Raw genomic sequence first — 24,236 nt, forward strand, 5'->3', positions numbered from 1 at the left:
AGCCGTCAAGCGCCGACATGTTTCATCCTGCAGCCGGAAAGAAACTGTGACAGCCTGGACGCAGAGCCTTCGGACCAAGAGGATAGCCATGAAATTTCTTTGCGCCGGCAACGATCTGCCCGAAGCCGGCAGCCGGGGCTTCCAGCTCTCCGGGCTGAAGCTGTTCGCCGTGCGGCGCGAGCAGCGGGCCTATGTCTATGCCAATCGCTGCCCGCACCGGGGAGTGGCGCTGGAGTGGCAGGCTGACCAGTTCCTCGACCCCAGCGCCAGCCTGATCCAGTGCGCCACCCATGGCGCCCTGTTTCTGATCGAGAGCGGAGAGTGCGTGGCCGGACCTTGCGCCGGCCAGTTCCTGGAGAGCATCGGCTGCCATGAAGACAGCCAGGGGATCTGGGTGGACCTCTAATCCCCGAGCAACACTTCAAGACGTCGGTCGATGCACACTTGCTCGGCCGTCAGGCACACACCATAGGCCAGCACCTCAACCCCCGCCGCGCGGGCTTCGCGCAGGGCAGCGGCGTAACCCGGATCGATCTCCTGCGCCGGCCGCACCGCGTCGATGCCCGAAAGGTTGACGCAATACAGCTGAACCGCCCGCACGCCCTCCCGGGCCAGGCTCGCCAGTTCCCGCAGATGCTTGGCGCCGCGCTGGGTCACGGCATCGGGAAACGCTGCCACCGGCGTGCCATCGAAGCCCAGGGTGACGCTTTTGACCTCGACATACGCCGGGCCGTCCGGGTAATCCAGGCGAAAATCGATACGGCTGTTCTCTTGCCCGTAAGGCACCTCGCGCTTGAGCCCGGTGAAGCCGTTCAACTCGCTGATAAGCCCCGAGCGCAAGGCTTCTTCCACCAGCCCGTTGGCCCGCCCGGTGTTGACGCAGGCCAGGCGGCCTTGAGGGGTTTCGCTGATTTCCCAGGTGCCCGGCAACTTGCGCTTGGGGTCATTGGAGCGGCTGAACCACACCTGCCCGCCCTCGACCATGCAATTGAGCATCGAGCCGGTATTGGGGCAATGGATGGTCAACAGCTCGCCGGTGGTGGTTTCGATGTCTGCCAGGAAGCGCTTGTAACGACGCAGCAGACGCCCCTCTTCCAGGGGAGGATCGAAGCGCATCAGGCGTGCCAGCTCTGCAGGCCACGGGCGATACGCTCAACCGCCTCCTGCAGGCGTTCCAGGCTCTGGGTATAGGCAAAGCGCACATGATGGCCAGCCTGATGCCGGCCGAAGTCCAGGCCAGGGGTAAAGGCCAGGTGCTCGGTTTCCAGGAAGTGCCGGCAAAAGGCGAAGGCATCACCGCCAAAGGCGCTGATGTCCGCGTACAAATAGAACGCCCCTTCAGGCTCCACAGCGATGCCGAAACCCAACTCACGCAAGGCTGGCAGCAGGAAATCCCGGCGGCGCCCGAACTCGGCGCGGCGCTCCTCGAGGATATCCAGGGTCTGCGGCTCGAAGCAAGCCAGCGCAGCATACTGGGCCATGCTCGGCGCACTGATATAGAGGTTCTGTGCCAGCTTTTCCAGTTCACCCACGGCTGCCGGCGGAGCTACCAGCCAGCCCAGGCGCCAGCCGGTCATGCCGAAATATTTGGAGAAACTATTCAGGACGAAAGCGCTGTCATCCACTTCCAGAACGCTGGCGGCATCGGTGCCATAGGTCAGGCCATGGTAGATCTCGTCCACCACCAGATGCCCGTTGCGAGCCTTGATCGCGGTGGACAACCCCGCCAACTCGTCCCGGCTCAGGACCGTGCCGGTGGGGTTCGCCGGCGAGGCCACCAGGGCGCCCACGCTGTCCTGATCCCAATAGCGCTCCACCAGGTCCGGCGTCAGTTGGTAACGCACATCCGGCCCCACCGGGACCAACTGCGCAGCGCCTTCCACCAGACGCAAAAAATGCCGGTTGCACGGATAACCCGGGTCCGCCAGCAGCCAGTGCTTGCCCGGGTCCACCAGCAGGCTGCTGGTCAACAGCAAGGCACCGGAACCACCGGGGGTGATCATGATCCGCTCGGGATCGATGTCCAGGCCGTAACGCTGCTGATAGAAGCCGGAAATCGCCCCTCGCAGCTCGGGAATTCCGCGGGCTGCGGTGTAGCGCGTCTTGCCGGCGCTCAGCGCGGCCTGCCCGGCCTTGATGATCGGCTCGGCGGTGGTGAAGTCCGGTTCGCCGATTTCCAGGTGAATCACATCATGCCCGGCGGCTTGCAGCTCATTGGCGCGGGCCAGCAAGGCCATGACATGGAAAGGTTCGATAGCGCGACTACGCGCACTGTAGGGCTGAGCCATTAGCCTTCCTTCATTGATTCGAGGGGGGAGCAAAGGACCGATTCTACCCATCTGATCAAGCCCGGGAGAACCCAGGCGGATCCGAGCGGTCTGTTGCTTGCGCCAACTGGCGCCAACACAACCCGCAGACTTGACTAAAATCAATGATTGAACGAACCGATCAGCAAGCCATGTCAGGCTTTTCCCATATCCATGGACGAAGCAGGACATAGGCTCGACAACCGGGAGTAGCGCGCTCTGGTTTGATCTGGTAAGTTCGCCCGCTTGCAGCCGCAGGGCCGGCAAGTGTCGGAGATGGAGCAATCCTGCGCAATGGATTACAAGAGTAGAGGCGGTCCATTCATGCCCACCCAAGCAAAGCAACAGATTCAATCGATCAGCGGTTTTGAACCTTATGTTGAAACTGCGGGCGAAGAGTACATGGGCAAGCCCATGCGCGAGCACTTCACCAAGATCCTGAACAAGTGGAAACAGGACTTGATGCAGGAAGTCGACCGCACTGTTGATCACATGAAAGACGAAGCGGCCAACTTCCCCGACCCGGCTGACCGTGCCAGCCAGGAAGAAGAGTTCAGCCTCGAACTGCGGGCCCGCGATCGCGAGCGCAAGTTGATCAAGAAGATCGACAAGACCCTGCAACTGATCGAAGACGAAGAATACGGCTGGTGCGAATCCTGCGGCGTCGAGATCGGCATCCGCCGGCTGGAAGCCCGCCCAACCGCCGACATGTGCGTCGACTGCAAGACACTGGCGGAAATCAAGGAAAAACAGGTCGGCAAATAATCGCCGGCTGGAACCTGAAACGGAGCGTACCCACGCTCCGTTTTCGTTTCTACCTTCCCTGCAAAAGCAAGCCCGCTCGCCAAAGCGATCCCCCGGCACCATCGTCACCCCGGGGCCAGACGAAGTAACATCCGCTCCATGACTGCCTCCACCTCTTCCTCGTACATCGGGCGCTTCGCCCCCACTCCCAGCGGCTATCTGCATTTCGGCTCTCTGGTTGCCGCGCTTGCCTCCTATCTTGATGCCCGCGCCGTCGGCGGCCGCTGGCTGCTGCGCATGGAGGACCTTGACCCTCCCAGGGAAGAGCCCGGTGCCCAGGCGGCCATTCTCAAGGCTCTGGAAAGCTACGGCTTCGAATGGGACGGGCAAATGATCCGCCAGAGCGATCGCCACGACGCCTATGGCGAAGTCCTCAATCGCCTGTTGCAGCAGGGCCTGGCCTATGCCTGCACCTGTTCGCGCAAACAGCTGGAGCCCTACCATGGCATTTACCCGGGACTGTGCCGCAACCTCGGCCACGCCCAGGACGACGCCGCGATCCGCCTGCGGGTACCCGAACTGGAGTATCGCTTCGTCGACCGGGTCCAGGGCGAATACCGCCAGCACCTGGGTCGGGAAGTGGGGGACTTCGTGATCCGCCGCCGCGACGGTCTCTACGCTTACCAACTGGCCGTGGTGCTCGACGATGCCTGGCAAGGCATCACTGATATCGTGCGCGGCGCCGACCTGCTGGATTCCACACCGCGCCAGCTGTACCTGCAGGAACTGCTGGGCCTTTCCCAGCCCCGCTACTTGCATGTACCGCTGATCACCCAGCCGGACGGGCACAAACTGGGCAAGTCCTACCGCTCGCCCCCGCTGACCGAGGATCAGGCCCCGCCCCTGCTGCTGCGCGCCCTGCGGGCACTGGGCCAGAAGCCACCGGCCGACCTCGATGGCGCCAGCGTCGCGCAGATAATGGCCTGGGGCATGGCCCACTGGGATGCCGCCCTGATTCCACGCACACTGAGCGTGCCGGAAGCGCAATTAAGCTGACGCCACTTGCAGCTTGGCGCCCATCCGTTACCATCGCCGCACGTTTTCGGGCACGCACACAATAAAGAGAGGCCGAGATGTACATCTATCGCTTGGTCCTGCTCCTGGTAGTGGGGATCTATCTGTTCTCCCCCGCCATCATGGATTGGTGGATCGATGCTACTGGCGCCTGGTATCGCCCGTATCTGCTCTGGCTGATTCTGATCGTCGTGACCTTCATCCTGCAGAGCCAAAAAGATGCCGATGAGCTTTAGCCTGACCCAGATGATCCTGATCAGCGCCGCCTACCTGGCGGTGCTGTTCGGCGTTGCCTGGATCAGTGAGCGCGGGATGATCCCCCGCTCGATCATTCGCCACCCGCTGACCTACACCCTGTCACTCGGGGTCTATGCCAGCGCCTGGGCGTTCTACGGCACGGTCGGCCTGGCCTACCAGTACGGCTATGGCTTCCTGTCCAGCTACCTGGGGGTTTCCGGGGCCTTCCTGCTGGCACCGGTACTGCTCTACCCGATCCTGAAAATCACCCGCACCTACCAGCTGTCATCCCTGGCCGACCTGTTCGCCTTCCGTTTTCGCAGTACCTGGGCCGGTGCGCTGACCACGATCTTCATGCTGATCGGCGTGCTGCCATTACTGGCGCTGCAGATCCAGGCCGTGGCCGACTCCATTGGCATTCTCACCCACGAGCCAGTGCAACATCGGGTGGCGCTGAGCTTTTGCGCGCTGATCACCTTGTTCACGATCTTCTTCGGCTCGCGGCATATCGCCACCCGAGAAAAACATGAAGGCCTGGTGTTCGCCATTGCCTTCGAATCGGTGATCAAGCTGATCGCCATTGGCGGTGTCGGCCTGTACGCGCTGTACGGGGTATTCGACGGCCCGCAACAACTGGAACTCTGGCTGCTGCAGAACCAGACTGCCCTTGCCGCACTGCATACACCCCTTCAGGAAGGCCCGTGGCGCACCCTGCTACTGGTGTTCTTCGCCTCGGCAATCGTCATGCCGCACATGTACCACATGACCTTTACCGAGAACCTCAACCCTCGCGCCCTGGTCAGCGCCAGTTGGGGGCTGCCGCTGTTCCTGCTGCTGATGAGCCTGGCAGTGCCGCTGATTCTCTGGGCCGGCCTCAAGCTCGGCGCTACCACCAACCCGGAATACTTCACCCTGGGCATCGGCATCGCCGCCAACAGCCCGGCCCTGGCTCTGCTGGCCTATGTCGGCGGGCTGTCGGCCGCCAGCGGCCTGATCATCGTCACCACCCTGGCGCTCTCGGGGATGGCCCTGAACCACCTGGTGCTGCCGCTCTACCAGCCGCCGGCGGAGGGCAACATCTACCGCTGGCTGAAGTGGACCCGCCGCGCCCTGATCGTCGCCATTATCATGGCCGGCTACGCCTTCTACCTGCTGCTGGGCGCCGAGCAGGACCTGGCCAACCTGGGGATCGTGGCCTTTGTCGCCACCCTGCAATTTCTTCCGGGCGTGCTGTCGGTACTGTACTGGCCGACCGCCAACCGCCGGGGCTTCATCGCCGGCCTGCTGGCGGGGATCCTGGTGTGGCTGGTGACCATGCTGCTGCCGTTGATCGGCAACCTGCAGGGTTTCTACATCCCGCTGCTGAACATGATCTACGTCCTGGACGACACCAGTTGGCATATGGCGGCCATCGCCTCGCTGGCGGCCAACGTCCTGATGTTCACCCTGATCTCGCTGTTCACCAATGCCAGCACCGAGGAGGCCAGCGCCGCCGAAGCCTGTGCCGTGGACAACGTGCGCCGTCCGCAGCGCCGGGAACTGCACGCCGCCTCGCCCCAGGAGTTCGCCACCCAACTGGCCAAGCCGCTGGGGGCCAAGGCAGCCCAGAAGGAAGTGGAGCAGGCCCTGCGTGATCTGTATCTGCCCTTTGACGAACGCCGACCTTACGCCCTGCGGCGCCTGCGCGACCGCATCGAAGCCAACCTGTCCGGATTGATGGGCCCCAGCGTCGCCCAGGACATGGTGGAAACCTTCCTGCCCTACAAGGCCGGTGGAGAAAACTACGTCACCGAGGACATCCACTTCATCGAAAGCCGGCTGGAGGACTACCACTCACGCCTCACCGGCCTGGCCGCCGAGCTCGATGCCCTGCGCCGCTATCACCGGCAAACCCTGCAAGAGCTGCCGATGGGGGTCTGCTCCCTGGCCAAGGACCAGGAGATCCTCATGTGGAACAAGGCCATGGAGGAGCTCACAGGCATACCAGCCCAGCACGTGGTGGGCTCGCGCCTGAGCACCATTACCAACCCGTGGAAGGACCTGCTGCAGGGCTTTATCAACCTGCCGGACGAACACTTGCACAAACAGCACCTGGCCCTCGATGGCCAGACCCGCTGGCTGAACCTGCACAAGGCCGCCATCGATGAGCCTCTGGCCCCGGGCAACAGCGGCCTGGTACTGCTGGTGGAAGACCTGACCGAAACCCAGACCCTGGAAGACAAGCTGGTGCACTCCGAACGCCTGGCCAGCATCGGGCGCCTGGCGGCCGGGGTGGCCCATGAGATCGGCAACCCGATTACCGGCATCGCCTGCCTGGCGCAGAACCTGCGCGAAGAACGGGAAGAGGACGGCGAACTGACGGAAATCAGCGAGCAGATCCTCGAACAGACCAAACGCATCTCGCGCATCGTCCAGTCGCTGATGAGCTTCGCCCACGCCGGCAGCCATCAGCACAACGACGAGGCGGTGTGCCTGGCCGAAGTGGCCCAGGACGCCATTGGCCTGCTGGCGTTGAACCGGCGCAATTTCGAGGTGCAGTTCTTCAACCTGTGCGATCCCGACCACTGGGTCGACGGTGATCCCCAGCGCCTTGCCCAGGTACTGATCAACCTCCTTTCCAACGCCCGCGACGCCTCCCCTCCTGGCAGCGCGGTACGCGTCAAGAGCGAGGCTTTCGAGCACACGGTCGACCTGATCGTGGAGGACGAAGGCAGCGGCATTCCGAAGAACATCATGGACCGATTGTTCGAACCGTTTTTCACCACCAAGGACCCTGGGGAAGGCACCGGTCTGGGCCTTGCACTGGTCTATTCCATCGTTGAAGAGCATTATGGACAAATCACCATCGACAGCCCGGCCGATCCTCAAAGCCAACGCGGCACCCGTATCCGGGTGACTTTACCGCGTCATGTCGAAGCGACGTCCGCTGTGAACTGAGACCGTCGAGAGAATTGAATCAATGCCGCATATTCTGATCGTCGAAGACGAAACCATTATCCGCTCCGCCCTGCGCCGCCTGCTGGAACGCAACCAGTACCAGGTCAGCGAAGCCGGCTCAGTGCAGGAGGCACAGGAACGCTTCAGCATTCCCACTTTCGATCTGATCGTCAGTGACTTGCGCCTGCCAGGCGCCCCGGGCACCGAATTGATCAAGCTCGGCCAGGGCACTCCGGTGCTGATCATGACCAGCTACGCCAGCCTGCGCTCAGCCGTGGACTCGATGAAAATGGGTGCGGTGGACTACATCGCCAAGCCGTTCGATCACGATGAAATGCTCCAGGCCGTGGCGCGGATCCTGCGGGATCGGCAAAGCGCCGAAAATTCCCCGCCAGACCGTCCGGCCGCCAAGGCTGGCGCCACTGCGGAGCGGGCCGGTGCGGGCAACAACAATGGCGAAATCGGCATCATCGGTTCCTGCGCTCCCATGCAGGATCTGTACAGCAAGATCCGCAAAGTGGCGCCCACTGACTCCAATGTACTGATTCAGGGTGAATCCGGTACCGGCAAGGAACTGGTAGCCCGGGCCCTGCACAACCTGTCCAAGCGTGCCAAGGCACCGATGATTTCGGTGAACTGCGCAGCCATTCCGGAAACCCTGATCGAGTCCGAACTGTTCGGCCACGAGAAAGGCGCGTTCACCGGTGCCAGCGCCGGCCGTGCCGGCCTGGTAGAAGCTGCGGACGGCGGCACCCTGTTCCTCGACGAGATTGGCGAGCTACCGCTGGAGGCGCAGGCGCGATTGCTGCGAGTACTGCAGGAAGGCGAAATCCGCCGTGTCGGCTCGGTACAGTCACAGAAAGTCGATGTGCGCCTGATTGCAGCCACTCACCGCGACCTGAAAAGCCTGTCGAAAATAGGCCAGTTCCGTGAAGACCTGTACTACCGCCTCCACGTGATTGCCCTGAAACTGCCGGCCCTGCGTGAGCGCGGTGCAGACGTCAATGAAATTGCCAATGCCTTTCTGGCCCGCCAGAGCGCGCGCGTCGGCCGCACGGACCTTAAGTTCGCCGCCGATGCAGAACAGGCCATCCGCCATTACTCCTGGCCGGGGAACGTGCGCGAACTGGAGAACGCTGTCGAGCGTGCGGTCATTCTGTGCGAAAGCCCGGAAATCTCGGCCGACCTGCTGGGCATCGACATCGAACTGAGCGACCTGGAAGACGACGACTTCGTCGGCCTGCCCCCACAAGCGGGTAACACCAGCCACGAACCGACCGAAGACCTGTCCCTGGAGGACTACTTCCAGCACTTCGTCCTCGAACACCAGGACCACATGACCGAGACCGAGCTGGCACGCAAACTGGGCGTCAGCCGCAAATGCCTGTGGGAACGTCGTCAGCGCCTGGGCATCCCACGACGCAAGAGTGGGGTCGCCAGCGAAAGCTGAACCACGGCTGACGAAAACGCGGGTAACACTCGCTTTTGTGAAAAAAACTGTTACCTGCTCCATCGCACGTAACAGGAACCGGGGCTAAAGGTAACGAAGCCCCGGTTTTTTTTGCCCTGAAAAACACCCAACGGCACGCCTAACCCCTTGTTTTACTGGGGATCGCAAAAGTTGGCACGGCACCTGCTATATGTTTGGTACAAGAACAATAACAAGCAATGCACAAGACAATAAAAATAAGACGAATCGACTCACGCATAATAAAAACAACACGGCGGAGGCGCAGCTAACTGATTCTTTTGGAGAGGCGTTGTATTTGGGGCTTGCCCCACAACCAGGCCGAGAACAACAAAAACTGCCCTAAGGCAGAGCCTGAACTGGTTGGATCGAAAGGTCATTGCAACTCAGCGATCAAAGCAATCCGTTTGCTCTTGGCTCCCGATTGGGAGGGTCATCCTGGGTAAACCAGATGACAAGGGCGTTTAACAAAAACAAGAAGCCCGAAACCAATAATAAAAATAGAGCACGCAACTATTCTGGGGGAGCTTCGGCTCCCCTTGTGGTTTCCGGAATTCGTGTTTTTACTCCCCCGCCCCCATCCAACCTCGCCAAACCGCAGCTCAGCGCCAGCCTGTACAAGTCGCGGCAGCTTCCTACACCATCCTTCGACTAAATGCTAGAATCCCCGCCCATCATGCGGCCACTCTTCGTTTTGGCCGAATATTCCTTCAAACAGTGCATCCCATGCTGAAGAAGCTGTTCCAGTCATTCCGTTCTCCCTTGCGTCGTACGCAACATAAACGCAGCACGCCTGAAGTGCTCAATAGCAGCCAGCATTCGCTGCAACGTGCCCAGTTCAGCCGGTATGCGGTGAATATCGTCGAACGCCTGCAGAACGCCGGCTACCAGGCCTACCTGGTGGGTGGCTGCGTGCGCGACATGCTGCTCAATATCACCCCCAAGGACTTCGACGTCGCCACCAGCGCCACGCCGGAACAGGTCAAGGCCGAGTTCCGTAACGCGCGCATCATTGGCCGGCGTTTCAAGCTGGTGCACATCCACTTCGGTCGCGAAATCATCGAAGTTGCGACTTTCCGCGCCAATCACCCGCAAAACGAAGACGACGAGGACAGTAACCAGTCATCGCGCAACGAAAGCGGGCGGATCCTGCGGGACAACGTCTATGGCACCCTGGAAGAGGACGCGCAACGTCGCGACTTCACCATCAATGCCCTGTACTACGATCCGGTCAGCGAGCGCATTCTCGATTACGCCAATGGCGTACACGACATTCGCAACAACCTGATCCGCCTGATCGGCGATCCTCGCCAGCGTTATCAGGAAGACCCGGTACGTATGCTTCGAGCAGTACGCTTTGCAGCAAAACTGAACTTCGGCATCGAGAAACACACCGCCGCGCCCATTCGCGAACTGGCACCGATGCTGCGGGAAATCCCCTCGGCGCGCCTGTTCGAAGAAGTGCTCAAGCTGTTCCTCTCCGGCTACGCGGCGGACACCTTCGAAATGCTGGTGGACCTGCAACTGTTCGACCCGTTGTTCCCGGCCAGCGCCGAAGCCCTGGAGTACAACCCGACCTACACCCATACGCTGATCAGCGAAGCCTTGGTCAACACCGACCTGCGGATCAAGCAGAACAAGCCGGTGACCCCAGCCTTCCTGTTCGCCGCCCTGCTCTGGCCAGCCCTGCCGGCCCGGGTGCTGCGCCTGCAGGAGCGTGGCATGCCGCCGATTCCGGCCATGCAGGAAGCCGCCCACGAGCTGATCGCCGAACAGTGCCAGCGCATCGCTATTCCCAAGCGCTTCACCATGCCGATCCGCGAAATCTGGGATATGCAGGAACGCCTGCCACGGCGCAGCGGCAAGCGCGCCGACCAGTTGCTGGACAATCCGCGCTTCCGTGCCGGCTACGACTTCCTGCTGCTGCGCGAAAGCGCCGGCGAGCAGACCGATGGCCTGGGAGAATGGTGGACCGACTATCAGGACGCCAATGACGCCGAACGCCGCGACATGATCCGCGACCTCAGCGGCAAGGAAGACGCCAGTGGCGCGCCACGCAAGCGCCGGCGCAGCAGCGGTGCCAAGCGCAAGCGCAGCAGCGGCGCATCGGGCGAGTAATAGATGGAACGCATCTACATCGGCATGGGCAGCAATCTGGCAGCCCCTGAAGCACAACTGCGCAGTGCCGCCGAGGCCCTCGCGCAGTTGCCCGAAAGCCGCCTGCACGGCGTATCGGCCTTCTACCAGAGCGACTCATTGCTCCCAGGCCAGCCACGCTATACCAACGCCGTCGCAGCGCTGGACAGCGCGCTGGCGCCGCTAGCCCTGCTGGACGCCTTGCAGGCCATCGAAAACCAGCAAGGCCGCGAGCGAAATGAGCGCTGGGGCCCACGTACCCTGGATCTGGACATCCTGTTGTTCGGCGATCGACTGATCGACGAACCCCGCCTCAAAGTCCCCCATTACCACATGCAGGCACGCCCCTTCGTGCTCTACCCGTTGGCGGAACTGGCCCCTGCCGACCTGCAACTGGCTGACGGCCGCACCCTGCACGAACTGCTCGCTGCCTGCCCATTTGTCGGCCTGGAACGCCTGGCCTGACCGCTGAAACGCATCAGTAACGGCGGTAACACTGGCAGCGTAACAATGCGGTAACACATCTAATTGACTTCCCGAGTTCTCCTCACGACTATAGGCGTCCCGTTGCCGCCATCACGGCGCTAAAGGGCGCAATTCAAGTGAGGCCGGTTCGCGGCGAGCCCGGGAAACGCCAGGCAGGGGCAGTTGTGCAACGGCGGTGGCACCCGCTGGCATGGCACCTCTTCTGGGCACAGAATGATGGGCCCGACGCCACAGGCGCGACTCCCGCAAGCCCGTTCAAATCGCTTGGAACCAGGCTGTATAAGCACGACAAAAGACCGTGCGCCTGAATAACGAAGAATCACGCGCGTTACTCGCAGTAGTTTCCAAAGCGCCTGAAATGAGGACCCCTTTCATGCCAGATATCACTCTGACCACCCTGCAAAGCCTCAAGCAGAAAGGTGAGAAAATCACCATGCTGACCTGCTACGACGCCACCTTCGCCCACACCTGCTGCGAGGCAGGCGTCGAAGTCCTGCTGGTAGGCGACTCCCTGGGCATGGTGCTGCAAGGACACGACAGCACCCTGCCCGTCAGCACCGCTGACATGACCTATCACGTCGCGGCGGTCAAGCGCGGCAACAACGGGGCGCTGATCCTGGCCGACCTGCCATTCATGTCCTACGCCACCACTGAACAGGCCCTGAGCAGTTCGGCCCAGCTGATGCAGGCCGGCGCCCATATGCTCAAGATCGAAGGCGCAGCCTGGCTGGCCGAGCCGGTGCGCCTGCTGAACGAGCGTGGAGTGCCGGTCTGCGTGCACATGGGGCTGACGCCACAGACCGTGAACGTTCTGGGCGGCTACAAGGTCCAGGGCCGCAATGAAAGCCAGGCGCGGCAGATGCGTGCCGATGCCATCGCCCTGGAGCAGGCCGGCGCGGCAATGCTGCTGCTGGAGTGCGTGCCCAGTGAACTGGCGGCGGAAATCACCCAGGCGGTGAAGATCCCGGTAATAGGTATCGGTGCCGGCAATGCTACCGACGGCCAGGTCCTGGTGCTCCACGACATGCTGGGGCTGTCCCTCAGCGGCCGCTCGCCGAAGTTCGTGAAGAACTTCATGGCAGGCAAGGACAGTATCCAGGCCGCCTTGAGCGCCTATGTCGAAGAAGTCAAAGCCGTCACCTTCCCTGGCGCCGAACACGGGTTCTCTGCATGAATACAGTCAAAACCGTGCGCGAATTGCGCGCCGCGGTCGCCCGCGCGCGCAGTGAGGGCAAGCGGATCGGCTTCGTGCCCACCATGGGCAACCTGCACAGTGGCCACGCCGCCCTGGTGGCCAAAGCCGCCCAGCGGGTGGACTTCGTGGTCGCCAGCATCTTCGTCAACCCACTGCAGTTCGGTGCCGGCGAAGACCTGGACAAGTACCCACGCACCCTCGCCGCCGACCAGGAAAAATTGCTGGAAGCCGGTTGCCACCTGCTGTTTGCCCCCAGCGTCGAAGAAATGTACCCCGACGGCATGGCCGGGCAGACCCGGGTCAGCGTTCCTCAGCTGTCCGAAGGCCTGTGCGGCGCCAGCCGTCCCGGGCATTTCGAAGGCGTGGCTACAGTGGTCAGCAAGCTGTTCAACATGGTCCAGCCCGATCTCGCGGTGTTTGGCCAGAAGGACTACCAGCAGTTGGCAGTGATTCGGGCCCTGGTGCACGACCTGAACATGCCGATCCAGATCATCGGTGAGCCAACGGTACGTGCCGCCGACGGCCTCGCCCTGTCGTCGCGCAACGGCTACCTGAGCGAAGAGCAGCGCGCTATCGCCCCGGTGCTGTACCGCAGCCTGAGCCAGATTGCCCAGGCCATCAGGAACGGCGAACGCGACTATCCCAAGCTTGTGGCCGAACAACAGCAGCAGCTTGAAGCCGCCGGTCTGCGCCGTGACTACCTGGAAATCCGCCAGGCACAGAACCTGCGTCCAGCCACCGCGCAAGACCGTGAACTGGTGATTCTTGTGGCAGCCTATCTGGGCGCGACACGGTTGATCGACAACCTGCACCTGGACCTCGACACACCGGCATGAACGCCCGATTGCCCGAACTCCAACCTTCGGGCAAACTGCCGCCGGCTGGGGCCTGCAGCCCATGACTGCGGGCCCCGTTCAAGGATCCGCCCCAGGGAACACCCCATGTACACCATCATGTTCAAGGCCAAGGTCGGTGATCGAGCGACCCTCTGTACCTATGCTCCCTGCAGTGAAGCCGAACTGCTCGGTTTCAAGCCGCGCATGCTGCACATGGCCCCTGGCAATGAGCAGAGCCTTACCAGCCCTGCGATTGCAGATCAGGTCGCCTGACGCTTCCCCCTATTTCTACCCATTGAAAGCCCGAATCCAGACCAGGCAGGCTCGCTGAGTACAAAATAGTACTGGCCACCAGTCGGACAAAGCCAAGACAGAACAGCACGCCGGGGTTACTGTTATCCCCCCGAGTGATTAAACGTATCAGCACAGGGCCGGCCCAACGGGTCCTTGAGACCGCGCAGGACGTTCCGGGCTTTTCAGTGTCCAAAAGGCAGTTCAAGCAAAAGGAAAACCGCAGCGATGGCGTACTACCGCACTCCTCATGACGTTACCGCTCTGCCCGCCTGGCAAGCGTTGAAAGACCACCGCCAAGCCATGCAGGATTTCAGCATGCGCGAGGCGTTCAATGCCGATCCGCAGCGCTTCAGCCAATTCACCCTGAGCAGCTGCGGGCTGTTTCTCGACTATTCGAAGAACCTGATCACCAGCGAAACCCGCGACCTGCTGGTGAACCTGGCCAAGGAAGTCGGCCTCTCAGACGCCATCAAATCCATGATCACCGGCGAACTGGTCAACGCTTCCGAAGGCCGCCCGGCCTTGCACACCGCACTGCGCCGCCCGGTGGGCGACAAGCTGTCGGTGAACGGTGTCAACGTGATGCCCGAAGTGCACAAGGTACTGAACCAGATCACCGAGCTGGTGGGCCGCATCCACGACGGCCTGTGGCGCGGCTACACCGAGAAGCCCATCACCGACGTGGTGAACATCGGCATCGGCGGCTCCTTCCTCGGCCCGGAGCTGGTTTCCGAAGCGCTGTTGTCCTACGCCCAGAAAGGCGTGCGCTGCCATTACCTGGCGAACATCGATGGCAGCGAGTTCCATGAGCTTTCTGCGAAAATCCGGGCAGAAACTACGCTATTCATCGTTTCCTCCAAGTCTTTCAATACCCTCGAAACCCTGAAGAACGCCCAGGCAGCACGGGCCTGGTACCTGGCCCAGGGCGGCTCGGAGGCCGAACTGCACCGCCACTTCATCGCCGTGTCGAGCAACAATGCGGCGGCAGTGGCCTTCGGCATTCGCGAAGAGAACATCTTCCCGATGTGGGACTGGGTCGGCGGGCGCTACTCGCTGTGGTCCGCCATCGGCCTGCCGATCGCCCTGGCCATCGGCATGTCCAACTTCAAGGAGCTGCTGTCCGGTGCCTACACCATGGACCAGCATTTCCAGAGCGCCCCATTCGAACAGAACATGCCGGTGCTGCTGGCGCTGCTGGGCGTGTGGTACGGCAATTTCTGGGGCGCGCAGAGCCACGCGATCCTGCCGTACGACCACTACCTGCGCAACATCACCAAGCACTTGCAACAATTGGACATGGAATCCAACGGCAAGAGCGTGCGCCAGGACGGCACCCCGGTGGCCACCGATACCGGCCCGGTGATCTGGGGCGGCGTGGGCTGCAACGGCCAGCATGCCTACCACCAGTTGCTGCACCAGGGCACCCAGTTGATTCCGGCCGACTTCATCGTGCCGATCGTCAGCTTCAACCCGGTGGCCGACCACCATCAGTGGCTGTACGCCAACTGCCTGTCCCAGAGCCAGGCACTGATGCTGGGCAAGACCCGCGCCGAAGCCGAGAGCGAACTGCGCGAGAAAGGCCTGAGCGAAGCCGAAATCGCGAAACTGGCACCGCACAAGGTGATTCCCGGCAACCGTCCGAGCAACACCCTGGTGGTGGAGCGCATCAGCCCGCGGCGCCTTGGCGCACTGGTGGCGCTGTATGAACACAAGGTCTTCGTGCAAAGCGTGGTCTGGGGCATCAACGCCTTCGACCAGTGGGGCGTGGAGCTGGGCAAGGAGCTGGGCAAAGGCGTCTACAACCGCCTGGTCGGCAGCGACGAAACCCTGGCCGACGACGCATCGACCCAAGGCCTGATCAACTACTTCCGCGGCCGTCACCGCGGCTGATCGACCCTGTCACCCCAGGAGCCGGCCACACCGGCTCCTGTCCGGGCCCCGGCCCTTCCCCACTTGAACCTTCCCGGCACTTGTGCGCACCCTTATGACTTGTCGCAAAACAAGAATAAGGAACCGTCATGTTCGATATCAGCACTTTTCCGAAAGCCGATGCCGTCCGCCGGGCGGCACAAATGAGCCAGGACGACTACCACCACCTCTACCGCCAGTCCATTGAGCAGCCGGACCAGTTCTGGGCCGAGCAGGCCAGGCGTTTCCTGCACTGGAGCAGCCCCTGGGACAGCGTCCACAGCCACGACATGCGCACCGGCGAGGCCAACTGGTTTCGCGGTGGCCAACTCAACGTCAGCTACAACTGCATCGACCGTCATCTGGAAAAACGCGGCAATCAGGCGGCGATCATCTGGGAAGGTGACAACCCGGCAGACTCCCAGCGCATCACCTACCAGGAACTCCACGACCGGGTCTGCCGCCTGGCCAACGTGCTGAAAAGCCGTGGCGTGAAGAAGGGCGACCGGGTGTGCATCTACATGCCGATGATTCCCGAAGTGGCCTACGCCATGCTCGCCTGCACCCGGATCGGCGCGGTGCATTCGGTGGTGTTCGGCGGTTTTTCGCCGGAGGCCCTGCGCGACCGCATTCTCAACGCCGACTGCCGCACCGTGATCACCGCCGATGAAGGCGTGCGCGGCGGCAAACTGATTCCGCTGAAGAGCAACGTCGACAAGGCCCTGCTCAGTTGCCCGGATGTCAGCAGCGTGCTGGTGGTCGAACGCACCCGCAACCCGGTGGACTGGGTGCCAGATCGCGACATTCCCTATGAACAGGCCGTGGCTGGCGCCAGCAACCAATGCGCCCCCGAGCCGATGGACGCCGAAGACCCGCTGTTCATCCTCTACACCTCCGGCAGCACCGGCAAACCCAAGGGCGTGCTGCACACCACCGGCGGCTACCTGCTACAGGCCGCCATGACCTTCAAGTACGTGCTGGACTACCGCGACGGCGAAGTCTTCTGGTGCACCGCCGACGTCGGCTGGGTCACCGGCCACAGCTACATCCTCTACGGCCCCCTGGCCAACGGCGCGACCACGCTGATCTTCGAAGGTGTGCCCAACTACCCCAGCACCTCGCGTTTCTGGGAGGTGGTGGACAAGCATCAGGTGAACATCTTCTACACCGCGCCCACCGCTCTGCGTGCCCTGATGCGCGAAGGCAGCGCCCCGCTACAGAACACCTCCCGCGCCAGCCTGCGCTTGCTCGGCAGCGTCGGCGAGCCGATCAACCCGGAAGCCTGGGAGTGGTATTTCAACGTGGTCGGCGAACAACGCTGCCCGATTGTCGATACCTGGTGGCAGACCGAAACCGGCGGCATCATGCTCAGCCCCCTGGTCAGCGCCCGGCAGATCAAGCCCGGATGCGCCTCGACCCCGATGTTCGGCGTACAACCGGTGCTGCTGGACGACCAGGGCAAGGAAATCCATGGGGCAGGCAGCGGCATCCTGGCAATCAAGGCCAGTTGGCCGGCGCAGATCCGTAGCGTCTATGGCGATCCCAAGCGCATGGTCGAAACCTATTTCGCTCCCTACCCCGGCTATTACTTCACCGGTGATGGTGCCCGGCGCGACGAGGATGGCAGCTACTGGATCACCGGGCGCATCGACGACGTGATCAACGTTTCCGGGCACCGCATCGGCACCGCCGAAGTGGAAAGCGCTCTGGTGCTGCACGACAGCATCGCCGAAGCGGCGGTGGTCGGTTACCCCCATGATCTCAAGGGCCAGGGAATCTATGCCTTCGTCACACCGATGCAGGGCGTCGAGCCCGACGAGGCACTGAAGAAGGAACTGCTGGCCCTGGTCAGCCGCGAGATCGGCAGTTTCGCCAAGCCGGAGCTGATCCAGTGGGCTCCGGCCCTGCCGAAAACTCGCTCGGGCAAGATCATGCGGCGTATCCTGCGCAAGATCGCCTGCAACGAACTGGATACCCTGGGTGACACTTCGACCCTGGCGGACCCCAGCGTGGTGGACGGCCTGATCGACAAACGCCTGAACGTTTGAAACCGGCGCGGCATCCGCCGCGCTTCTTTTTTAAATAGCCACACCGAGCTGTCATGGAATTCATTCGCAGCCGCATCGAAAGCCAGGTCATGAGCCTGTCCGGCCTGTCTCTGGGCCAACTCGACCTGGAACATCCCAAAGGTGACCCCGGCCTGTTCGGGCCGGGGTCCGTCAGTTGGCAGGTGCACGCCGACTTCAGCAGCATGCTGATCGGCGGCATCAGCGCCCTGTTGATGCAGGCCCTGCATCCTCTGGCCTTGGCCGGCGTCTGGGATCACTCGAACTTTCGCCAGGACATGATCGGCCGCCTGCGCCGCACCGGGCAGTTCATCTCCGGCACCACCTTCGGCTCCCGCCAGGACGCCGAATGGCTGATCGACAAGGTACGCAGCATTCACTTGCACATAGTCGGCACCGCCCCCGATGGCCGCCCCTATGCCGCCAGCGACCCCGATCTGCTGACCTGGGTTCACGTGGCTGAGGTCAGCAGCTTTCTTGCCGCGCACTTGCGTTACCTCAACCCTCATCTTTCCGGGGCTGACCAGGATCGCTACTACGACGAGATCGCCCTGATCGCCGAACGCCTGGGAGCCCGGGACGTGCCGCGCTCGCGACGCGCCGTGGCCGACTACCTGCAGGCCATGCGCCCCCAACTGCTCTGCGACCAACGCAGCCGGGAAGTCCTGCGCCTGCTGCTGGCTGCCCCAGCCCCCAGCCGCCTGGCCAAACCCTTCGGTTCGTTGATGATGCAGGCCGGCATCGACCTGCTGCCGGACTGGGCCAGCGCCATGCTCGAGGTCAATCAGAACCCGCTGCAACGCCAACTGATTCGTGCCAGCGTCAAGCGCAGCACGCCGATGCTGCGCTGGGCGGTACGGGACAGTTCCGTGCACCGGGCGAAACGACGCATGGGCCTGTAAAAACCGACCGTTCAAGCACAACCCGACCGGCCGGTTCGCGATTGGCCGGCTCCCGGGGTTGTGTGCAACCATGATTTCGCCAATTTCCAGTGCCTGTGCCGCCCGGCCAACACCCGCACCACGCCACAGGTCCCCGCCACCGAACACAAGGACCCGATCATGCAAGACGTCGTAATCGTTGCCGCCACCCGCACCGCCGTGGGCAGTTTCCAGGGCTCCCTGGCGAACATTCCCGCCGTTGACCTGGGCGCCGCGGTCATCCGCCAATTGCTGGCCCAGACCGGCATCGACCCGGCCCAGGTCGACGAAGTACTCATGGGCCAGGTGCTCACCGCCGGCGCCGGGCAGAACCCCGCCCGCCAGGCCGCGATCAAGGCCGGCCTGCCCCACGCGGTACCCGCCATGACCCTGAACAAGGTCTGCGGCTCCGGCCTCAAGGCCCTGCACCTGGGCGCCCAGGCCATCCGCTGCGGCGATGCCGAGGTGATCATCGCCGGCGGCCAGGAAAACATGAGCCTGTCCAACTACGTGCTGCCCGGCGCCCGCACCGGCCTGCGCATGGGCCACAGCCAGATGGTCGACTCCATGATCAGCGACGGCCTGTGGGATGCCTTCAACGACTACCACATGGGCATCACCGCCGAGAACCTGGTGGAGAAATACGGCATCAGCCGTGAATCCCAGGACGCCTTCGCCGCCGCTTCCCAACACAAAGCCGCAGCGGCCATCGAGGCCGGGCGCTTTGTCGACGAGATCACCCCGATCCAGATTCCCCAGCGCAAGGGCGACCCCCTGACCTTCGCCACCGACGAGCAGCCACGCCCCGGCACCACCGCCGAAGCCCTGGCCAAGCTCAAGCCGGCGTTCAAGAAAGACGGCAGCGTCACCGCCGGCAACGCCTCGGCGCTGAACGACGGCGCCGCCGCGGTGATGCTGATGAGCGCCAGCAAGGCCCGGGCCCTGGGCCTGCCGGTGCTGGCAAAAATTGCCGCCTACGCCAACGCCGGCGTCGACCCGGCGATCATGGGCATCGGCCCGGTCTCGGCCACCCGCCGCTGCCTGGACAAGGCCGGCTGGACCCTGGACCAGCTGGACCTGATCGAAGCCAACGAAGCCTTCGCCGCGCAGTCGCTGTCGGTGGCCAAGGAACTGGAATGGGACGCCAGCAAGGTCAACGTCAACGGCGGTGCGATCGCCATCGGCCACCCGATTGGTGCATCGGGCTGCCGGGTGCTGGTGACCCTGCTGCATGAAATGATCAAGCGTGATGCCAAAAAGGGCCTGGCGACCCTGTGCATCGGCGGTGGCCAGGGCGTGGCCCTGGCGATCGAGCGCTAACCTCCGCGCAAACCGCCCTCCTTGTAGGAGCTGGCTTGCCAGCGAAGGCGCCCGTGAGAGCGCCTTCGCCAGCAAGCTGGCTCCTACGGGCAAGGCGTGCGCATGATCGTCTTTGCCGGCAAGCTGGCTCCTACAACGGACGGGACGCTGGTAAACTGCCGCGCCTCACTCCTCAGCTCCAAGGCGCTCCGCATGTCCTCCTTGAATCAGGCGCTGCGCGCCGCTCTCGATCACCGCCAGGACCTGCTCGCCGAGCTGCATCAGCAAGGCACCGACTGCTATCGCCTGTTCCACGGCAGCCAGGAAGGTGCCGGCGGCCTGACCATCGACCGCTATGGCCCGCAATTGCTGGTACAGAGCTTTCACCAGACGCTGGAACGCGACGCCCTGCTGCAACTGCACGACAGCATCAATCAGCATCTGAACCTGTCGACCCTGCTGGTCTACAACGACCGCTCCCGGGGCAACTCGCGGATCGACCGCGAAGACTCGGTGTACCGCGCCGAAGAGGCTGCCCTGGAGGACCTGGTTGGCCACGAATGGGGCCTGAATTACCGCGTGCGTGGACGCCACGCCGGGCAGGACCCGCTATTGTTTCTCGACCTGCGCAACGCCCGTGGCTGGGTCAAGCAGCACAGCGCGGGTAAAAGCGTGCTCAACCTCTTCGCCTACACCTGTGGCGTAGGCCTCAGCGCCGCAGCTGGCGGCGCGCGCGAGGTGTGCAACCTGGACTTCGCCGAGGGCAACCTGGCCGTCGGACGGGAGAACGGCCAGCTCAACCCGCAATTGCCACAGATGCAGTTCGTGCAGTCGGACTATTTCCCGGCCATCCGCCAACTGGCGGGCCTGCCCATCAGCCAGCGCCGCGGGCAGAAACTGCCCAGCTATCCGCGCCTTGAACAGCGCCAGTACGACCTGGTACTGCTGGACCCGCCAGCCTGGGCCAAGAGCGCCTTCGGTACGGTCGACCTCCTGCGTGATTACCAGAGCCTGCTCAAGCCGGCACTGCTGGCCACCGCCGAAGACGGCGTGCTGATCTGCTGCAACAACCTGGCCAAGGTCTCGATGCCGGACTGGCGTGAACAAGTATTGCGCTGCGCCGAGAAGGCCGGGCGTCCGGTGCGCGACTGCCAGGTCCTGGTACCCGCCGCGGACTTCCCTTCCCAAGACGGGCAACCTCCACTGAAAACCTTGATCCTGCAACTTTGACCAAGAGCAGGAAATCTGAACAATCCTGAAGACTGGAGTGGTTTCGGAACCGTAAACGCGTGCCATACTCCAAGGCACTTCCGATTCAGATAGATGAAGCCTCGCATGACCAAAGGATTGATTCGCGCTCTTTGCGCCTTGTTGACCGCTCTCGCCCTTTACAGTCTGCTGGGCTTTCTGATTCTGCCGGGCATTGCCTTGCGGGTGGCCAACCAGCAATTGGCCAACTACGCCACCACCCCAGCCCATATCCAGCGCATCGAGCTCAACCCCTTCAGCCTGGAGCTGACCCTCTGGGGCCTGAGCATCGGTGAACCGGGCAAGGAGCAGATCGCCTTCGATCGCCTCTACGCCAATCTGCAATTGGACAGCCTGTGGAAACGCGCGCTGCACCTGGCGGATGTCGAGCTGGACCAGCCCAAGACCGAAATCCTCTTCGACAAGGAAGGCAAGCTCAACCTCCTGGCCCTGTTCAAGCTGCCGGCCAGCGAACCGACCCCAAGCGACCCCAACGCCAAACCCTTCCCGGTACGCATCGAACGCATCAAGCTGGCCGGCGGCTACCTGCATTTCCAGGACCTGCGCCCCAGCGAACCCATCGAATTCCTCTACAACAAGCTCGATTTTGAGCTGAAGAACCTCAGTACCCTGCCGGACGACAGCGCCGACATGACGCTGGTGGCCACCGGCCCCGAGGGCGGGCAGATCGACTGGAGCGGCAACTTCAGCGTGACGCCGCTGACCTCCGAAGGCACCTTGAAAGTCACCGACGGCAAGATGAAAGCCTGGTGGCCCTATGTGCGCGATGCGGTGCCGCTGGTGCTGGAAGACGGCGTGGTCAACCTCAGTACCCACTACAAATTCAGCCTGACCAAGGAAACCGAGCTGCTGCTGGACAACACCTCCATCAGCGTCGCGCCCTTTGCCATCAAGGCCCCGGACGGTCGCCCACTGGCGCGCCTGGAGCGCCTGGACGTCAGCGAAACCACAGTCGACCTGGCCAAGCAGCACGTGATTGTCGGCAAGGTCCGCAGCCAAAAGCTCGAAACCTGGGCCGCCCTTGAAGCCGATGGCCAGTTGGACTGGCAAAAGCTCTTCGCCAGTCAGCCGGCCAAACCGGCGCCAAAACCCGAGCCGGCCGCCGCCGACGCGCCCAAGGAACCGGCAGTACCAGGCAAACCCTGGCAGGTGCTGCTCAAGGACGTGCAACTGCGCAACTACCAGGTGCACCTGGCCGATCGCAAGGCCAAGCCCGCCGTAGCCCTGGAGCTGGGGCCGCTGAACCTGGACCTGCAGAACTTCGACAGCCTCAACCAGTCGCCCTTCACCCTCAAGCTCGATACCGGCCTGGGCAAACAAGGCAAGGTCAACGCCACCGGCGAGGTCAACCTCAACCCCGTCAGCGCCAAACTCAAGGTGCAGACCCGGGACATCGACCTGCGCGTCGCCCAGTCCTATATCAGCCCGTTCATCCGCCTGGAACTGCGCAGCGGCATGCTCGGCAGTGACCTGGCAGTGGACCTGAAGAAAGTCGAACCCCTGACTTTCAGCGTCACCGGCCGGGCCAATGTGGACCAGTTGCACACCCTGGACACCCTCAAGACCCGCGACTTCGTGAAATGGAAACAAGTGGTGGTCGAAGGCCTGAACTATCAGCACGGTGACAGCCTGACCATCAGCCGGGTCAACCTGATGCAGCCCTATGCACGTTTCATCATCAACGATGACCGCACCACCAATATCGACGACCTGCTGATTCCACAACCACCCAGCAGTGGTGGCAAATCCTCGACGAAGGCCGAGCCCAGCTCAAGCAAGCCCCTGGGCATCCACATCGGTGAAATCGCCATCAACGACGGTTCGGCGAACTTCGCCGACCTGAGCCTGACGCCGAACTTCGCTACCGCCATCCAGCAGCTCAACGGCCATGTCGGCACCATCGACAGCCGCCAGGCCAAGCCGGCAGACGTGGACGTCAAGGGCAAGGTCGACCGCTATGCGCCGGTGACCATCAAGGGCAGCGTCAACCCGTTCGATCCGATGGCCGCCCTGGATATCGCCACCAGCTTCAAACGAGTGGAACTGACCACCCTGACCCCCTACTCCGGGAAATTCGCCGGTTTCCGCATCCGCAAGGGCCGGCTCAACCTCGACCTGCACTACATGATCACCAAGGGCCAGCTCAAGGCCGAGAACAAACTGGTGGTCGAGCAGTTGCAACTGGGGGAAAAGGTCGACAGCCCGGACGCCGTGGATTTGCCGATCCGCCTGGCAGTGGCCTTGCTGAAAGATACGGACGGCAAGATCTCCATCGAGCTGCCTATCTCCGGTGATTTGAACAACCCGCAGTTCAGCGTGATGCCGATTGTCTGGCAGACCCTGCGCAATCTGGTGCTGCGCGCCGCCCAGGCACCCTTCAAGTTCATTGGCGGGCTGGTCAGCGGTGGTGGCTCGGAAGACCTGAGCAACGTGTCCTTCGCTCCAGGCTCCAGCGACCTGAGCAAGGAATCCGAGTCGGCCCTGACCACCCTGGCCAAGGCGCTCAAGGAGCGTCCGACCCTGCGCCTGGAAATCGAAGGTACCAGCGCCCAGAGCAGTGACGGCCCGCTGATCGCCGAACAGCGGCTGGAGCGCGAATACCAGTACAACTACTACAAGATCCTCCAGCGCCGCGGTGACAAGGTCCCCGCCCAGGCGTCCCTGCTGCAGGTTCCCGAGGGCGAAAAGGCCCCTCTGCTGGAAGGCATCTACCGCACCCGCCTGAAACAGCAGCCGCCGGCGGAATGGACCCAGCTCAGCCGCGACGAACGCAGCGCCAAGCTGCGTGAAGGTCTGATCAAGTTCTGGAGCAGCAGCGACGTGCTGTTGCGACAACTGGGTCAGGAGCGCGCCAGCAGCATCAAGGACTTCCTGGTGGACAAGGGCCAACTGGCCGACGACCGGGTCTACTTCATCGATGCCAACCTGGGCCAGGCCGAAAGCGATGGCCGGGTAGTCACCCCGCTGCACCTGGACAGCGAATAAACCTCTCGCGCCGGGCTCCACCCAGCCCGGCCGGTATCTCCTGCAGCGCCTGCCTGGCGCCCACAATAGAACAGGC

The 24,236-nt window shown here is 62.8% G+C and carries 18 protein-coding genes and 1 pseudogene; 17 read left to right on the forward strand and 2 right to left on the reverse strand.

What is annotated here, in order from left to right:
* The first annotated feature begins 88 nt into the window (after positions 1–88).
* Positions 89–406, forward strand: coding sequence for a Rieske (2Fe-2S) protein (locus AC1RCO_RS23690; RefSeq protein ID WP_065363678.1), 318 nt, complete (start codon positions 89–91; stop codon positions 404–406).
* On the opposite strand, the gene sfsA is transcribed toward AC1RCO_RS23690, so the two are convergent.
* Complete coding sequence (gene sfsA, locus AC1RCO_RS23695) at positions 403–1,116, reverse strand: DNA/RNA nuclease SfsA (RefSeq protein ID WP_041119917.1); 714 nt, start codon at positions 1,114–1,116, stop codon at positions 403–405. The genes AC1RCO_RS23690 and sfsA overlap by 4 nt on opposite strands.
* Positions 1,116–2,288: a pyridoxal phosphate-dependent aminotransferase gene (locus AC1RCO_RS23700; RefSeq protein WP_072445064.1), complete on the reverse strand. Its 1,173-nt coding sequence runs from the start codon at positions 2,286–2,288 to the stop codon at positions 1,116–1,118. The genes sfsA and AC1RCO_RS23700 overlap by 1 nt, the downstream gene beginning before the upstream one ends.
* 342 nt (positions 2,289–2,630) lie before the next feature.
* Between AC1RCO_RS23700 and dksA the strand changes: the two genes are divergently transcribed.
* The 16 genes and pseudogenes from dksA (at position 2,631) to AC1RCO_RS23780 (ending at position 24,160) form a co-directional block, all read left to right on the forward strand.
* On the forward strand, positions 2,631–3,071 hold the full coding sequence (dksA, locus tag AC1RCO_RS23705) for an RNA polymerase-binding protein DksA (protein WP_011063504.1): 441 nt from the start codon (positions 2,631–2,633) through the stop codon (positions 3,069–3,071).
* Between the two features lie 138 nt (positions 3,072–3,209).
* Positions 3,210–4,106 carry a tRNA glutamyl-Q(34) synthetase GluQRS gene (gene gluQRS, locus AC1RCO_RS23710; RefSeq protein WP_410037574.1) on the forward strand — a complete coding sequence of 299 codons (897 nt, stop codon included), beginning with the start codon at positions 3,210–3,212 and terminating at the stop codon, positions 4,104–4,106.
* Positions 4,107–4,183: 77 nt separating this feature from the next.
* Positions 4,184–4,360: a hypothetical protein gene (locus AC1RCO_RS23715; RefSeq protein ID WP_003176118.1), complete on the forward strand. Its 177-nt coding sequence runs from the start codon at positions 4,184–4,186 to the stop codon at positions 4,358–4,360.
* Positions 4,344–7,298, forward strand: a complete 2,955-nt coding sequence (locus AC1RCO_RS23720; RefSeq protein ID WP_011063507.1) for a sensor histidine kinase — start codon at positions 4,344–4,346, stop codon at positions 7,296–7,298. The genes AC1RCO_RS23715 and AC1RCO_RS23720 overlap by 17 nt, the downstream gene beginning before the upstream one ends.
* A 22-nt stretch (positions 7,299–7,320) precedes the next feature.
* Positions 7,321–8,748 (forward strand): sigma-54-dependent transcriptional regulator, encoded by a 1,428-nt coding sequence (locus AC1RCO_RS23725; RefSeq protein WP_041119922.1) that lies wholly within the window; start codon positions 7,321–7,323, stop codon positions 8,746–8,748.
* Positions 8,749–9,492: 744 nt separating this feature from the next.
* Positions 9,493–10,884 (forward strand): polynucleotide adenylyltransferase PcnB, encoded by a 1,392-nt coding sequence (locus tag AC1RCO_RS23730; protein WP_011063509.1) that lies wholly within the window; start codon positions 9,493–9,495, stop codon positions 10,882–10,884.
* A 3-nt stretch (positions 10,885–10,887) separates the two neighbouring features.
* Positions 10,888–11,367: a 2-amino-4-hydroxy-6-hydroxymethyldihydropteridine diphosphokinase gene (folK, locus tag AC1RCO_RS23735; protein WP_492618102.1), complete on the forward strand. Its 480-nt coding sequence runs from the start codon at positions 10,888–10,890 to the stop codon at positions 11,365–11,367.
* 394 nt (positions 11,368–11,761) lie between these two features.
* On the forward strand, positions 11,762–12,562 hold the full coding sequence (gene panB / locus AC1RCO_RS23740) for a 3-methyl-2-oxobutanoate hydroxymethyltransferase (RefSeq protein ID WP_492618103.1): 801 nt from the start codon (positions 11,762–11,764) through the stop codon (positions 12,560–12,562).
* Complete coding sequence (gene panC, locus AC1RCO_RS23745) at positions 12,559–13,419, forward strand: pantoate--beta-alanine ligase (RefSeq protein ID WP_041119923.1); 861 nt, start codon at positions 12,559–12,561, stop codon at positions 13,417–13,419. Before panB ends, panC begins: the two co-directional genes overlap by 4 nt.
* Before the next feature lie 123 nt (positions 13,420–13,542).
* Positions 13,543–13,692: pseudogene (locus tag AC1RCO_RS23750) on the forward strand (aspartate 1-decarboxylase); the annotation flags it as partial.
* Positions 13,693–13,938: 246 nt separating this feature from the next.
* Positions 13,939–15,603 carry a glucose-6-phosphate isomerase gene (gene pgi, locus AC1RCO_RS23755; protein WP_011063513.1) on the forward strand — a complete coding sequence of 555 codons (1,665 nt, stop codon included), beginning with the start codon at positions 13,939–13,941 and terminating at the stop codon, positions 15,601–15,603.
* Between the two features lie 128 nt (positions 15,604–15,731).
* Positions 15,732–17,669 carry an acetate--CoA ligase gene (gene acs, locus AC1RCO_RS23760; protein ID WP_492618104.1) on the forward strand — a complete coding sequence of 646 codons (1,938 nt, stop codon included), beginning with the start codon at positions 15,732–15,734 and terminating at the stop codon, positions 17,667–17,669.
* Between the two features lie 53 nt (positions 17,670–17,722).
* Complete coding sequence (locus tag AC1RCO_RS23765; RefSeq protein ID WP_011063515.1) at positions 17,723–18,589, forward strand: oxygenase MpaB family protein; 867 nt, start codon at positions 17,723–17,725, stop codon at positions 18,587–18,589.
* Between the two features lie 159 nt (positions 18,590–18,748).
* Positions 18,749–19,927: an acetyl-CoA C-acetyltransferase gene (locus tag AC1RCO_RS23770; RefSeq protein WP_492618105.1), complete on the forward strand. Its 1,179-nt coding sequence runs from the start codon at positions 18,749–18,751 to the stop codon at positions 19,925–19,927.
* Between the two features lie 192 nt (positions 19,928–20,119).
* Entirely contained in the window at positions 20,120–21,136 is a 1,017-nt protein-coding gene (locus tag AC1RCO_RS23775; RefSeq protein ID WP_011063517.1) for a class I SAM-dependent rRNA methyltransferase, read from the forward strand.
* Between the two features lie 105 nt (positions 21,137–21,241).
* Positions 21,242–24,160: a DUF748 domain-containing protein gene (locus tag AC1RCO_RS23780; protein WP_258611187.1), complete on the forward strand. Its 2,919-nt coding sequence runs from the start codon at positions 21,242–21,244 to the stop codon at positions 24,158–24,160.
* Positions 24,161–24,236 lie beyond the last annotated feature (76 nt).

It is taken from the genome of Pseudomonas sp. GW823-FHT03E05, assembly GCF_058796855.1.